General features: G+C 33.3%; 13 protein-coding genes. 5 read left to right on the forward strand and 8 right to left on the reverse strand.

What is annotated here, in order from left to right; genetic code table 11:
- Nucleotides 1-231: 231 nt before the first annotated feature.
- The 4 genes from AW14_RS04410 to AW14_RS04425 form a co-directional block, all read right to left on the reverse strand.
- The gene (locus tag AW14_RS04410; RefSeq protein WP_044637715.1) at nucleotides 232-1,746 is read right to left on the reverse strand and encodes an aminotransferase class V-fold PLP-dependent enzyme; all 1,515 of its coding nucleotides are present in this window, start codon (nucleotides 1,744-1,746) and stop codon (nucleotides 232-234) included.
- An 85-nt stretch (nucleotides 1,747-1,831) separates the two neighbouring features.
- Nucleotides 1,832-3,808: a protein-disulfide reductase DsbD family protein gene (locus AW14_RS04415; protein ID WP_044637716.1), complete on the reverse strand. Its 1,977-nt coding sequence runs from the start codon at nucleotides 3,806-3,808 to the stop codon at nucleotides 1,832-1,834.
- 14 nt (nucleotides 3,809-3,822) lie between these two features.
- Nucleotides 3,823-4,269, reverse strand: a complete 447-nt coding sequence (locus AW14_RS04420) for a protein-disulfide reductase DsbD domain-containing protein (protein WP_052647433.1) — start codon at nucleotides 4,267-4,269, stop codon at nucleotides 3,823-3,825.
- A 17-nt stretch (nucleotides 4,270-4,286) separates the two neighbouring features.
- Nucleotides 4,287-7,097 carry a M16 family metallopeptidase gene (locus AW14_RS04425; protein WP_044637718.1) on the reverse strand — a complete coding sequence of 937 codons (2,811 nt, stop codon included), beginning with the start codon at nucleotides 7,095-7,097 and terminating at the stop codon, nucleotides 4,287-4,289.
- 453 nt (nucleotides 7,098-7,550) lie between these two features.
- Between AW14_RS04425 and AW14_RS04430 the strand changes: the two genes are divergently transcribed.
- Genes AW14_RS04430 through nadD form a run of 3 tightly spaced genes read left to right on the forward strand, consistent with a single transcriptional unit; the run spans nucleotide 7,551 to nucleotide 9,612 of the window.
- Complete coding sequence (locus AW14_RS04430; protein WP_044637719.1) at nucleotides 7,551-8,408, forward strand: YicC/YloC family endoribonuclease; 858 nt, start codon at nucleotides 7,551-7,553, stop codon at nucleotides 8,406-8,408.
- A gap of 28 nt (nucleotides 8,409-8,436) precedes the next feature.
- On the forward strand, nucleotides 8,437-9,024 hold the full coding sequence (gene gmk / locus AW14_RS04435) for a guanylate kinase (RefSeq protein WP_044637720.1): 588 nt from the start codon (nucleotides 8,437-8,439) through the stop codon (nucleotides 9,022-9,024).
- A gap of 9 nt (nucleotides 9,025-9,033) precedes the next feature.
- Nucleotides 9,034-9,612: a nicotinate (nicotinamide) nucleotide adenylyltransferase gene (nadD, locus tag AW14_RS04440; protein WP_044637721.1), complete on the forward strand. Its 579-nt coding sequence runs from the start codon at nucleotides 9,034-9,036 to the stop codon at nucleotides 9,610-9,612.
- Between the two features lie 74 nt (nucleotides 9,613-9,686).
- Here nadD and AW14_RS15230 read toward each other — a convergent pair whose 3' ends face one another.
- Nucleotides 9,687-9,989, reverse strand: coding sequence for a hypothetical protein (locus AW14_RS15230; RefSeq protein WP_316930055.1), 303 nt, complete (start codon nucleotides 9,987-9,989; stop codon nucleotides 9,687-9,689).
- Nucleotides 9,990-10,121: 132 nt separating this feature from the next.
- On the reverse strand, nucleotides 10,122-10,631 hold the full coding sequence (locus AW14_RS15235; RefSeq protein ID WP_316930056.1) for a hypothetical protein: 510 nt from the start codon (nucleotides 10,629-10,631) through the stop codon (nucleotides 10,122-10,124).
- A gap of 132 nt (nucleotides 10,632-10,763) precedes the next feature.
- Between AW14_RS15235 and AW14_RS04450 the strand changes: the two genes are divergently transcribed.
- The gene (locus tag AW14_RS04450) at nucleotides 10,764-11,765 is read left to right on the forward strand and encodes an NAD(P)H-dependent glycerol-3-phosphate dehydrogenase (RefSeq protein WP_044637722.1); all 1,002 of its coding nucleotides are present in this window, start codon (nucleotides 10,764-10,766) and stop codon (nucleotides 11,763-11,765) included.
- A gap of 154 nt (nucleotides 11,766-11,919) precedes the next feature.
- Here AW14_RS04450 and AW14_RS04455 read toward each other — a convergent pair whose 3' ends face one another.
- Nucleotides 11,920-12,315, reverse strand: a complete 396-nt coding sequence (locus AW14_RS04455) for a hypothetical protein (protein ID WP_044637723.1) — start codon at nucleotides 12,313-12,315, stop codon at nucleotides 11,920-11,922.
- Between the two features lie 100 nt (nucleotides 12,316-12,415).
- On the opposite strand from AW14_RS04455, the gene AW14_RS04460 reads away from it, so the two are divergent.
- Nucleotides 12,416-13,027 carry a DNA-3-methyladenine glycosylase family protein gene (locus AW14_RS04460; protein WP_044637724.1) on the forward strand — a complete coding sequence of 204 codons (612 nt, stop codon included), beginning with the start codon at nucleotides 12,416-12,418 and terminating at the stop codon, nucleotides 13,025-13,027.
- A 5-nt stretch (nucleotides 13,028-13,032) separates the two neighbouring features.
- Here AW14_RS04460 and pheS read toward each other — a convergent pair whose 3' ends face one another.
- Nucleotides 13,033-14,052, reverse strand: coding sequence for a phenylalanine--tRNA ligase subunit alpha (pheS, locus tag AW14_RS04465; RefSeq protein WP_044637725.1), 1,020 nt, complete (start codon nucleotides 14,050-14,052; stop codon nucleotides 13,033-13,035).
- Between the last annotated feature and the right edge of the window lie 12 nt (nucleotides 14,053-14,064).

A 14,064-nucleotide genomic window follows, 5' to 3' on the forward strand; every position in this document is an offset into this window, starting at 1 on the left:
GCTCGGCCAATTTTTTGAATATATCGATGGTTTGGTTCGAGAACAGGTCAATAGAGTGTACAAGTAGAACCTTCAACCTTTTTTGGTTGGAGGTTTTTTGTTTTCAGAAATCTTCAGCTAAATTTTGAAATAATTCTAACGTTTGGTTCGAGAATAAATCTATATGGTGTACAAAAACCCTGTTAATCAAATGATTAACAGGGTTTTGTTTTTGTATTAAAAGCAAGCTCCCTAAAACCAGTTTTTAGTGATGTTGCTTTCTATATTTGGATTGCTATTATGTATAAATTCGTTTTTAATGGCGTTATAAGTATAATCGCTTTCCCATGTTTCAAAGTTTTCGGCAACTTCTTTTATTGCTTCACAAATAAACTCTACCTCAGCGTTAGTCATGGTTGGGTGAACCGACATACGAATCCATCCTGGTCGTTCTACCAAGCAGCCTTCTAAAATCTTCTTTTCAATAGATTTAGAAGTTAATTGATCTACATTTAATAAATAATGCCCGTAAGTACCTGCACACGAACAGCCGCCTCTGGTTTGAACACCAAAACGATCGTTTAAAAGTTTAACAATTAAATTGTAATGTGCTTTTTCTATGTAAAAAGAAATAACGCCTAGCCTGTCGGTGTGCTCAGGTGCTAAAATTTTTAGATTTTTAATCTTAGAAAGCCTTTTAAAAATGATTTTGTTTAATTCGTGCTCTCTATCTAAAATATTTTGAACTCCCATTTCTTCCTTAAGCTGTATAGAAAGGGCTATTCTTATGGCTTGTAAAAAGCCTGGCGTTCCACCGTCTTCACGAGTTTCAATATCGTCGATATAATCGTGGTCTCCCCATGGGTTTGTATAACTTACAGTACCTCCACCTGGGTTATCTGGCACTAAGTTTTTATATAATTTTTTATTGAAAATTAATACTCCAGAAGTACCAGGTCCTCCTAAAAATTTGTGCGGAGAGAAGGTGATAGCATCTAAATAAGCATCTTCATCTTCTGGGTGCATGTTAATAGATACATAGGGTGCAGAACACGCAAAATCAACAAAACACAAACCATTATTTTGATGCATTATTTTAGCAACATCGTGGTAATTTGTTCTTATCCCTGTTACATTAGAGCAACCTGTTATTGCCGCTATTTTAATTGGTGTTTGGCTGTATTCTTGTAATAACTTTTCTAAGCTTTCTATACAAGGTAAACCTTCACTATTAGAAGGTATTACAACAACTTTAGCTATGGTTTCTAACCAAGATGTCTGGTTAGAATGGTGTTCCATATGAGACACAAAAATTATAGGTCTTTTTTCTGCTGGAACTTCTGTATGATCCTTTAAATTTTCGTTTAATTTAATTCCTAGAATACGCTGAAACTTATTAATAGCACCAGTCATACCTGTGCCAACGGTAATTAAAACATCATCTTGCGAAGCATTCACATGCTTTTTAATTATTGTTCTGGCATCATGGTAGGCGTGGGTCATGACGCTACCTGTTATAGATGTTTCTGTATGAGTATTTGCTACATAAGGACCAATCATATTTAACAGCTTTTCTTCAATAGGTCTGTATAAACGACCACTGGCTGTCCAATCGGCATAAATAATTTTTTTGGTTCCGTAAGGCGATTCAAATTCTGTATCGACACCAACAATATTCTGTCTAAAGGGCGCGAAATAAGCTTCTAATTGAGACGGTTTTTCTTTAGTCCCAAATGTTTCTTTTATAAAATTACTAATCACACTCATACTCAAAGATTTTTAAAAAATCACTTTGGTAACCAAACCAAAGTGATTTATTGTAAAAAGGAAAAAATATCAATTAAAATTATTGCTATTTAAAGTTTGAAACACCTGTTTTTAACCAGTTGTGATAGGCATCAACATCTGGAGTATATGCTACAGGATCTATAAGATTTTCTTCGTTATGATCCATTAAAACATACATGGGTTGGGTGTTTGCTTTATATTTTATTGTTTGTAATTCACTCCATTTTTGTCCGATATACTTCAGTTTTTTACCCGGATTTAATTTAGACTCTACCACATCACCTTCAGCTAATGGGCGTTTATCATCTACATAAAGAGAAATAAGCACCACATCGTTTTTTAAGATATCTAAAATGTGAGGTTTTATCCAGACATTATTCTCCATTTTTCGGCAATTTACACAAGCATGCCCAGTAAAATCAATCATAACCGGTTTACCAACTTGTTTAGCGTATGCCAGACCTTTGTCGTAATCGTTAAAAGCTAAAATATCGTGAGGTGCCATTAAATGAGCTCCATCTGGCAAAGCATCATGACTTGCTGTTGCAGCAGAAGAGCCTACTTTAGTGTATCCAACGCCGTAAGGCGACTCGCTATAATGTTGTGGTGGTGGAAAAGCACTTATTAAATTTAAAGGTGCACCCCAAAGACCCGGAATCATATAAATGGTAAAAGATAAAACTACCAAACCTAAACTTAATCTACCAACAGAAATATAGGTTACAGGCGAATCGTGAGGTAATTGTATTTTCCCAAATAAATAGAATGCTAGGGCTCCAAAAATAGCAATCCAAATCGCTATAAATACTTCGCGCTCTAATAAATGGGCTTGTAAAACTAAATCGGCATTCGATAAAAATTTAAAAGCCAGTGCTAGTTCTAAAAATCCTAAAACCACTTTTACAGTGTTTAACCAGCCACCCGATTTTGGTAATGAATTTAACCAACCAGGAAATGCTGCAAACAAGGCAAAAGGTAAAGCAATAGCTAACGAAAAACCTAGCATACCAACAATTGGCCCTGTTTGACTACCACCAGCCGCAGCTTGTACTAACAAAGTACCTACTATTGGCCCAGTACAAGAAAACGATACAATAGCCAAGGCTAAAGCCATAAAAAAGATGCCTATTAACCCGCCTCTATCGGCTTGAGAATCTACTTTATTTGCCCACTTATTTGGTAACATAATTTCGAAAGCACCCAAAAATGATGCTGCAAAAATTAATAACAAAATAAAGAATGCAATATTAAACCAAACGTTAGTTGACAGAGCATTTAATGCATCTGCACCAAAAATTAAGCTTACCAAAATCCCTAATAAAACATAAATTACAATAATAGAAACCCCGTAAATAATAGCGTTTCTAATACCCGCAGCTTTTGTTTTACTTTGTTTGGTGAAGAAACTCACCGTCATAGGAATCATTGGGAATACACATGGCGTTAATAAGGCTGCAAAACCTGAAAAGAACGCAATAAAAAATATAGACCAAAGTCCTTTTTCTGCTGGGTTATCTTCGGTATTGCCAGTATTAACAGCAGCATCTTCGGTGTTTTGCTGTTTAACTTCGGTTATTGCTGTTTTTGGTTCGTTTGATACATTAAAAACCAAATCGACTTCTGTAGGTGGCAGACATCTCGTGTCGTCGCAAACCATAAACTCTACAAAGGCGTTAATGGTTTTTACATCGCCTTCAATACTAACTTTTTGTTTGAAAGTAGCCGATTTTTCGAAGAATTTAATTTTCATTCCAAAAACAGGATCATCTACCGTGTGACCTTCTTCTTCTGAAGTATTCCCTGAAATTTTGAAATTTCCTTCACTATCATCGTAAGTAAAAGTTGTAGCAATAGGGCCGTCTTCTGGAACCGTTTGAGAATATAAATGCCAGCCTTTTTCAATGGTGGCTTTCGAAATCAACTCATATTCCGTATCGGATATTTTTTCAACAGATGTTGACCATTTTACAGGCTCTAAAACTTGAGCTTGACTTAGAAACGATGTTATAAAAACACTTAATAATAAAAGAAATTTCTTCATTTTGTATTACAAATTTATTTCACATTGAAAACTAATTCTACTTCTGTAGGTGGCAAACATCTACTATCGTCGCAAACCATAAACTCGACTGTTGCATCAATTTTTAATGGTGTTTTGCCTTTTAATTTAATGCGTTGTTTAAAATTTGCTTTCTTTTCGAAAAATTTAATTTTCATTCCAAAAACAGGATCGTCTATGGTTTTACCGGTTTCTTCGGTTGTATTCCCTTTTTTTAGATAACTGCCATTGCCTTTAAAAGTAAAGCTTGTTGCTATAGGCCCATCTTCTGGTACGTTTTGCGAATATAAATGCCAATGAGTATCTATTGATGCTGTGGCTACTAAATCGTATTCGGTATCTGATATTTTAATTACAGATGTAGACCATGTAACGGGTTCTAGTATTTGAGCTCTAACAGAAGTAAAAGCTAGAATGGCAAATGCTAAAATTAAATTTTTCATTATTTTAATTCGTTTAATTATTGTTTTGGTTTAAAAACAACTTCATAAGATTTTCCAGCGCTAAGTACTTCTTTTGCGATTTTTTGAATATCTTTTTTCGTCATTTTAGTAACAATATTCTCAAAGTTTTTAGGATCGTTTATGTTTTCGTTATATCTAAAGTACGATGTAAGCACACTCATATCATAAGCATTTTTATCTTTAGCCTGCTCACGCTCTTTAATAAAGTTCGTTCTTGTTTTACTTAAATCGTCGTCACTAATAGTTCCGTTTGCAATTTTTTCTAATTCGGCATTAACAATATCAACTAATTTATCGGCCATGTCTGGATTACAATCAAATCTAAAAGATACAAAAACCTGAGATTTTGGCTCTCTAGAAAAATTAGCTGTAGCTCTTGGGCTATACGCACCACCTTCGGCTTCTCTAACAGTTTCTAAAACTCTTAATTGTAAAATATCGCCTAAAGCAGAAGTGTAAATTGAATTTGCTACAGAATATGGCATTTCTTTTTTGTACACAACATTTACCGATGCTTTAGGATCTTCCATAGCAATATAAATATCTTCATCTATTTTAGAAGACACCCACTCTGCACCATTGTCTTTATAAGCTTCTTTTACTTTATTAGTAGGAATACTAGCAATATATTTTTCTAGAAGTGGTTTTAAATTTGCTTCTTCAACATCTCCAATAATAAAGAATTCGAAATCTGAAACATTAGCAAAACGGTCGTTGTAAACTTTTTTAATCTTTTCGAAAGAAATATCTTTTACATAATCCTGATTAAAAATACGTTCTTTAGGATTGTTTTTTCCGTAAACAGCTACTGTTAAACTATCTCTCATTTGCTCGCCAATATCTTTGCTTCTGCGAATAATATAGTTGCTTATGTTACTTTCTAGTACTTTATATGCTTTCTCATCGAAACGTGGTTTTACAAAATATACATGAACCATTTGTAACATGGTTTCTACATCTTTGGTGTTTGAAGTTCCAGAAATGTTTTCGTTAATTTCTCCTAGACCAACTCTTACATTAGCTGTTTTTCCCGCTAAAACCTTTTTTAAATCGGTTGCTGAAAAATCTCCTAAACCAGACATTTGAAGTAAACTCGACATTAAATCGGCCGAAGGTAATTCGTCGTCGCTTAATAGAGATGTTCCACCATAACTAGTTCCGGTTAATACAACATTATCTTTCTCTTTGTTTACAAATTTATAATGTACTTTAACGCCATTACTTAAAATAAAGGTTGTAGCATCGATTTCTTTATTGTGTTTTGTCTCGGTTATTTTACCAGATTTAATATCTAAATCTGAAACTAAGGTTTTACCATCTAAAGATTCTGTGTAAGGTTCGATGCTATTATCGTTTTCTATCTCAGATAAAATCGCTTTTGCTTGAGCTTCGGTTAGGTTATCTTGACCTTCAACACCCGTTACATTTAAATATCGGTTGTTTTTAGAAAATAAACGTTTTATAGTATTGTGAACATCTTCTGGAGTAATTGTATTAAAAATTGACTTAGCAATTTCGTATTCCTTTTCTACGTCGGTTATGGTACTGTTAGACAAGAAATTATTTTGAATACCCCATTCTATTTGACCATGACTTGCATCATCTCTTTTAGAAATTTTATTTTCGTAAGATGTTTTTATTTGGGTAATGCTTCTTTCTACCTCAGATGCAATGTGCCCATATCTTACAGCACGTTCTACTTCGGTAAAAACTTCCTTAAAAGCCTCTTTTTGCATATTTGGTTTTGGAGAAATACCAACACTAAGTGCGTCTGAAGTTCTAGATAGTGAGCTGTAACGTACCCCTGCTCCTAAAAATGAAGCGTCTGGTTTTTGTGCTTGCTCTGAAATTCTTGCAGTTAAAAGACTTGTTGCCATCGACTCTAATAAAGAACGTTTTAAGTCTCCAACGGTTTCAGTATCTAAAGATTTTTTATGACGAATACCAAAACTTAAACTGGCGGTAGAAACCTCAGGGTCTGTACCTAAACTGTATAACATCCCGGTATTTTCTGGAATATCTACAACGTAGCGTGGTTTTGGATTTTCAACGGCTGGAATTTCAGAAAAATTAGCTATAATTTTCTTTTCGATATCATCTACATCTACATCGCCAATAATAGCAATGGCTTGTAAATCTGTACGATACCAATCGTGATAAAAATCTCTTAAAGCTTTGTATTTAAAACCTTCTACAACAGACATTAAACCAATTGGTAAACGTTCTGAATATTTAGATTTATTGAAGGTTATTGGTAAACTTGTTTGAAACAAACGCATTTGACCGTTTTGGCGAGTACGCCATTCTTCTTTTATAACACCACGTTCGGCATCAATTTCTTCGTCGGTTAACAATAAATAGTTCGACCAGTCTTTTAACACAGTTAAACAAGTATCTACCAACCCATCTTTAGTTGGTATGTTGTTTAAATTGTAAACTGTTTCATCAAAAGAAGTGTATGCATTAATGTCTTTACCAAATACGGCACCGTGTTTTTGTAGTGTATTTAAAATGCCTTTTCCTGGGAAGTTTTTTGTTCCGTTAAAAGCCATATGCTCTAAAAAGTGAGCTAAACCTTGTTGGTCTTCGTTTTCTAGAACAGACCCTACATTTTGAATAATATAATAACTTGCAGCATCTTTTACAACATCGGTACTCTTGATGTAATAAGTCATGCCATTTGGTAAAACCCCTTTTTTTATAGTTTGGTCTACCGGTAATGGTTCGCTGTAATTAATAGTTTGTGCAAATCCGTTAAATGAAAGTGAAAAACTTAAAAAAAAAGCAAAAAATAAAATACGTTTCATAAATTTTGGTTTAAAATTGTTTTATAGGTTAAATGTAAGTTTTTAACTATAAACTCTCATCTTTTTAAGATAGTTTTAATAAATTAATAAGGGCTGCTTTTATACAGCCCTTTAAATATTAATTTTTTAAAGTGACTAACTCAAAAAAAAATTAACATCATAAAAAAACATCTATCAGTGTTAAGACGATAAAAAAACTCTTTACCCTATTAAGGTTTTGTTAAAATTTAAAGAATTATGTATTTTTTTTAAAGTTAAATAACAAAACGTTACTTTTTTTAGCATATTAATTTAAATACCTGATTAAGCAAATAATACCAATAATTTCAAGTTACACCCAATTACCAGTCGCTTAAAATATTTGCTTAACTAATACCTTTCCTATTTTTTTGTAACAACACCAAGACTGCTTATAAGGTTTTAGTTACCTTTGTGAACCTAAAACACGCATTTATGATTTATTCTATGACAGGTTACGGAAAATCTGTATTGCAACTACCTACAAAAAAAGTAACAGTTGAGCTAAAATCGCTTAACAGTAAAAGTCTCGATTTAAATGCAAGAATGCCATCTATTTACCGAGAAAAAGAACTTGCTATTAGAAAACTGCTAGCCGAAAAACTAGAACGTGGCAAAGTAGATTTCTCTATTTATGTTGAAACAACAGCCGAAGATACCTCTACACAAATTAATACACCCGTAGTTAAACAATACATGCAGCAATTAAAACAAGTTGTAGATGGCGATGCTATCGAACTTTTAAAAATGGCAGTACGTTTTCCAGATGCTTTAAATACGGTTCGTGAAGAAATAGACGAAAACGAATGGGAGCTTATTAACAACGAAATTAATTTAGCTGTTAACGATTTAATTACCCACCGTTTAAATGAAGGTGAAGTTTTAGAAGCCGATTTTAAACTTCGTATTAACACCATTGATACGCTTTTAGAACAAGTGATAGCCATCGATCCCGAACGTATTGAAGGGGTTCGCGAGCGTTTATTAAAAGGTGTTGAAGAATTAAAAGAAAAATACGACGAAAACCGTTTCGAACAAGAATTGGTGTTTTACATTGAAAAATTCGATATAACCGAAGAAAAAGTACGTTTAAAAAACCATTTAAACTACTTTTTAGAAACCATGAATTCTAAAGATTCTAACGGAAAAAAACTAGGTTTTATTAGCCAAGAAATAGGTCGAGAAATTAACACTATTGGGTCTAAGAGTAATTATGCACCTATGCAGCAGCTTGTTGTGCAAATGAAAGACGAATTAGAAAAAATAAAAGAACAATTATTGAATGCGCTTTAAAACCATTCTATAATATATTACATTACAAGTGAAAGAAGGATTAACAAATACAGGGAAACTTATCGTGTTTTCGGCACCATCGGGATCGGGTAAAACAACCATAGTAAAACATTTGTTAGGTATTAAAGATTTAAATTTAGAATTTTCAATATCTGCAACCTCCAGAGAAAAACGTGGCACCGAAGTACACGGTAAAGATTACTACTTTTTATCGCTGGACGATTTTAAAAAACACATAAAAAACGATGATTTTCTAGAATGGGAAGAAGTATATCGCGATAACTTTTATGGCACCTTAAAAAGCGAGGTAGAACGCATTTGGGCTATGGGTAAAACCGTTATTTTCGATATAGATGTTTCGGGAGGCTTACGCATAAAACGAAAATTTCCAGAACAAACCCTTGCCATATTTGTTAAACCACCAAGCATCGACGATTTAAAAATTCGTTTAAAAAAGCGTCAAACAGAAACCGAAGACAAAATAAACATGCGTGTCGCAAAAGCTTCGGCAGAACTCGCTACAGCGCCTTTATTTGATGTTATAGTTGTAAACGACGAGTTAGATAAAGCCTTAATTAAAGCAGAAAAACTGGTTAGCGACTTTATAAATTCTTAAACAATACTCATGAAAGTTGGATTGTATTTTGGCTCCTTTAATCCCATTCATATCGGGCATTTAATTATAGCAAACCACATAGAACAATACAGCGATTTAAACGAAATTTGGTTTGTAGTTACACCACATAACCCTTTTAAAAAGAAAAGTACCCTTTTAGATAATTATCAGCGCTTAGAAATGGTGCATCTTGCCACGCAAGACTACGAACATTTAAAACCTTGCGATATAGAGTTTAAATTACCACAACCAAGCTATACCATAAATACGCTTGTACATTTACAAGAAAAATACCCAAATCATGAGTTTGCACTTATTATGGGTGAAGACAATTTAGAAGGCTTCCATAAATGGAAAAACCACGAAGTCATTCTAGAAAACCATCATATTTATGTGTATCCCAGAATATCTAACGAAACCATAGAAACCCCTTTCGATCGTCACGAAAAAATACACCGCATTAATGCGCCTATCATGCAAATTTCTTCAACCTTTATACGCAGCGCTATTAAAGAAGGTAAAAATATTAAACCCATGTTTCCAGAACATGTTTGGAAATATCTCGACGAAATGAATTTCTATAAATAGAAACAGAAAAACCGCCTAAAGCACTTGTCTTTAAACGGTTTTTCACCTAAATAACCAACCAAAAAATTTTTATTTTATGCCCTAGTACTTGTTCTTGGGTTTTCAACTTTATCTTTTCTTTCTTTACGCAATTTATCTGTTGTTGCGCTCGATTTCGTTTTTGTATTTGTTTGTTTCATAAATTGAATATAACCTCTACCAACAAACTCATAAGCCGTTCCAGAATTTGGATGATACAATTCTATCTTGCTGTCATTAATAACGCTCAACTCGAAGTATTCATTGTCGAAGAAATCATAATCTAATGTTAAAGTTTTTAAATAGAAATCATCGGCAACATCACCAACACCATAAACACCGGTATAATCCCAAAACAAATTACTAACAGCAGTTCCCGAAACATCTTGCGAACTTCTAAATTCAGAGTCATTTCCAGCAGCTAAAAACTGTAAATAGTTTTCATTATCAAACTCGTTTAATTTACCATAGGCGCTGGTATAAACCTTTTCTCAGGCATTATACTCTTGCAAGAAATAATGAATATTGTCGTAGAATACAAAGTCGTAATCGAAGTTACTACGTTGCGAACCGTTTAAAAAATACGAAGTATCGTTTTTCGGATTGTAAAGTTCAATGGTTTTATTATCTACTTGAAAAACATCAAAAGTTTCAAAAGCATCAATTTTATGGTACACATCTAAAATCATATCATACGCATCGTAATTTCCAACATTAATACCAAAACCATTACCATTGGTTCCAATACCTACAATATTGTTATTGGCATATAAAGCACCATTTCTAAAAGAAACTGTAAAAGCCTTTTGTAAAAATGGGGTTGTACCATAACCTACGGTTTTATTAATATCTACATACCAAATTTCGTATGAGTTTAATAATTGGTTTAAAGATATTTGTGGTTCTTCCTGTATGGTTATAACCTCGGTAACTTCGGTATAGCAAGAAGTAAATAGTGTGGCTGTTAAAGCAAAGCTTAAAAGTAATTTTATAGTCTTCATAATCAATCAATTTTAATGGTTTCTATGGTTGGAGTTTCAAAACGTGTGCCAAAAAAAATTTCTTAATAATTTGTTCATTTAACAATCACTAATATTTTATGTACTTTTGATGTGTAGAATTTTAAACTATTTATGAGTAAACCATTAAAATATGCGGTTTTTGGAGCAGGCAGTTGGGCTACAGCCATTGTAAAAATGCTGTCTGAAAATTTAAATGAAATTGGTTGGTACATGCGCAGTGTGTACACCAAAGAACATTTATTAAAAGAACAACATAACCCCAATTATTTAAGCTCGGTAGAATTTCACTTAGAACAATTAAAGCTAAGCAACGATATAAATGACATCGCTAATTATGCCGATGTTTTAATATTTGTAATTCCTTCGGCATTTATACATAGCGAATTAGAAAAATTAAATATTGATATTTCTGGTAAAACCATCGTATCGGCCGTAAAAGGTATTATGCCAGAAACCGGTTTGCTGGTAGGCGAACATTTTCATGAAGTTTACAATGTCCCTTACGATAATATTGCAGTTATTGCAGGCCCATGCCATGCCGAAGAGGTAGCGCTCGAGCGTTTATCGTACCTAACCATTTCGTGTTCAGACCAATTAAAAGCAAAAGCCATTGCCCATAGTTTAAGCAGCGATTACATAAAAACAAAAATTAGCGACGATATTATTGGTGTAGAATACGCCGTTATGCTAAAAAATATTTACGCCATTGCCGCTGGTATTGCCCACGGTTTGGGTTATGGCGATAATTTTCAAAGCGTACTCATGAGTAATTCCATTCGCGAAATGAAACGTTTCATTAAAAAAATGCACAAAATGAAACGCAACATAAACAACTCGGCTTATCTGGGCGATTTATTAGTTACAGGTTACTCGGTTTTTTCTAGAAATCGCATGTTTGGTAACATGATTGGAAAGGGCTACACCGTAAAATCGGCACAAATGGAAATGAGTATGGTTGCCGAAGGTTATTACGCCACAAAAAGCGCCCATTTACTTAACTTAAAAAACAAAAACAAAACGCGTTTACCCATTATAAATGCCGTTTACGAAATACTTTACGAAAACAAAGAACCTAAAAAAGTATTTAAAAAATTAACCGAAAAGTTAGATTAACAGGGCGTTACCCAAGGGTCGGGCTTTCGCAAGTCGCTCTCTGCGAGGAGCTCCAACAATTGCTCAATCCCTAACGCAACCTACCCGCAAAAGGCTTAGTTTATATCCAGATTTTGTTTATTTGCTACTAATTAATTGTTTTAGCATTAATTTATTATTTCACCAAAACACCACGAGCTTCCATTAAAGGAATGGGCTGTAAGGCTTTTAAATTAATAGTGTTTTTTCTGAATAAATAGGTTTTATCAAACATCGCATTACCTTCAAAAAAAGACACTTTAAAGGTGTTGTTTAACGCAAAAAGTTCTTCTTGCATTAATTCAATTTTAGCATAACTTTTTTTAGGTAAAAGATCTATTTTCTTTCTAAAAGTAGAGGTTATTTTATCTTCGGTATAACCGCTGGTTACAATAATAACCATTTCCAAATCGACAGCTTTATCGTTAATAATATAGGCGTTCCAATCTTGGGTTTTATAAATGTCGTTGTACTCATTTACAATAGCAACGTACACACCTTCAACTTTAGGAATTTGGATATCTTTTTTCATCTATTTTGGTAATGTAATTTCAAAACTTTTAATTATGTGTCAAAATTAACACATTGCCATGAACAATACCATTTAAAGTATTTTTAAATTTGTTATCAATATGAAAACTGAGGCTTATACATATTTAAAGAAAAAAGACCCTGTAATTAAAAAAATTATTGAAGCGGTTCCATATCCTGATATTCTAAGTACCAAAAATATTTTTCACGACTTGATAAGTTGTGTTGTTGAACAGCAAATTCATTACAGAAGCACAAAAAATATTTTTAAAAAATTACTTGAAAAAGCAGCAATAACAAGTTTAACTACCGAGAATTTTTCTGTTTTTGAAGAAAAAGGACTATCAACAATTAAACTATCTGATAAAAAATATGAAACTCTTTCTCATATAATAGATTTTTGGAAGGATAATCGTGTGGAATGGGAGATGCTTTCAAATGAAGAAATTACCAATAAACTCTCAAAAATTAAAGGTATTGGTACATGGACTATCGACATGATTCTGCTTTACACTTTAGACCGACCAAATATCATCCCGATTGACGATTTTCATTTAAAACAAATAATGACTAACCTTTATAAATTAAATCCAGATTATAAGTTAAAATCACAAATAACAAATATTTCAAATAATTGGAGTCCGTACAAGTCGATTGCCGTTAAATATTTATTGGCTTACAAGACGTTTTCAATAAAAAATCCTCTTTTTTAATTCAATTAAAGCGCGCTTTTAAACTGCTCTAAAAAACGTACATCGTTTTCACTTAACAAACGAATATCGCCTATTTGATGCAATAACATGGCAATACGATCGATACCCACACCAAAAGCAAAACCAGAATATTCTTTAGAGTCTATTTTGCAGTTTTCCAGAACATTAGGATCTACCATACCACAACCACCAATTTCTAACCAACCGGTTCCTTTGGTAATTTTATAATCGGTTTCGGTTTCTAAACCCCAATACACATCAATCTCTGCGCTTGGTTCTGTAAATGGAAAATAAGACGGCCTTAAACGTATTTTCGATTTCCCAAAAAGTTGTGTTGTAAAGTATTGAAGCGTTTGTTTTAAGTCTGCAAAGCTTACATCTTTATCAATATATAACCCTTCTAATTGATGGAAAAAACAGTGAGAACGTGCCGAAATAGCTTCGTTTCTATACACTCTACCTGGTGAAATGGTTCTTATAGGTGGTTGGTTATTTTCCATATAACGTACTTGTACAGAACTGGTGTGTGTACGCAACAACACATCGGGGTTGGTTTGAATAAAAAAAGTATCCTGCATGTCGCGCGCCGGATGGTATTCTGGCAAGTTTAAAGCTGTAAAATTATGCCAGTCGTCTTCTATTTCCGGGCCTTCACTAACGTTAAAACCAATGTTAGAAAAAATATCGATAATTTGATTTTTTACAATAGATATAGGATGACGTGCACCAAGCGATACAGGTTCTCCTGGGCGCGATAAATCGCCATAAACACCTTTTACTTCTTCTTTACTTTCTAGTTCTTCTTTTAAAGCGTTTACTTTAGCTTCGGCGGTTTTTTTAAGCGTATTTATGGTTTGTCCGAATTCTTTTTTATGCTCGTTTGCAACGTTTTTAAACTCTGCAAAGTAGTCGTTTAACAATCCTTTTTTACCTAAATATTTAATACGGAAAGCTTCAACTTCTTCTTTAGTTTGTGCTGTAAATGCTTCTGCTTCGGCTATTAGCTCTTTTATCTTATCTATCATAACATACTTAAA

The sequence above is a fragment of the Siansivirga zeaxanthinifaciens CC-SAMT-1 genome (assembly GCF_000941055.1).
GTDB classification, from domain to species: Bacteria; Bacteroidota; Bacteroidia; order Flavobacteriales; family Flavobacteriaceae; genus Siansivirga; species Siansivirga zeaxanthinifaciens.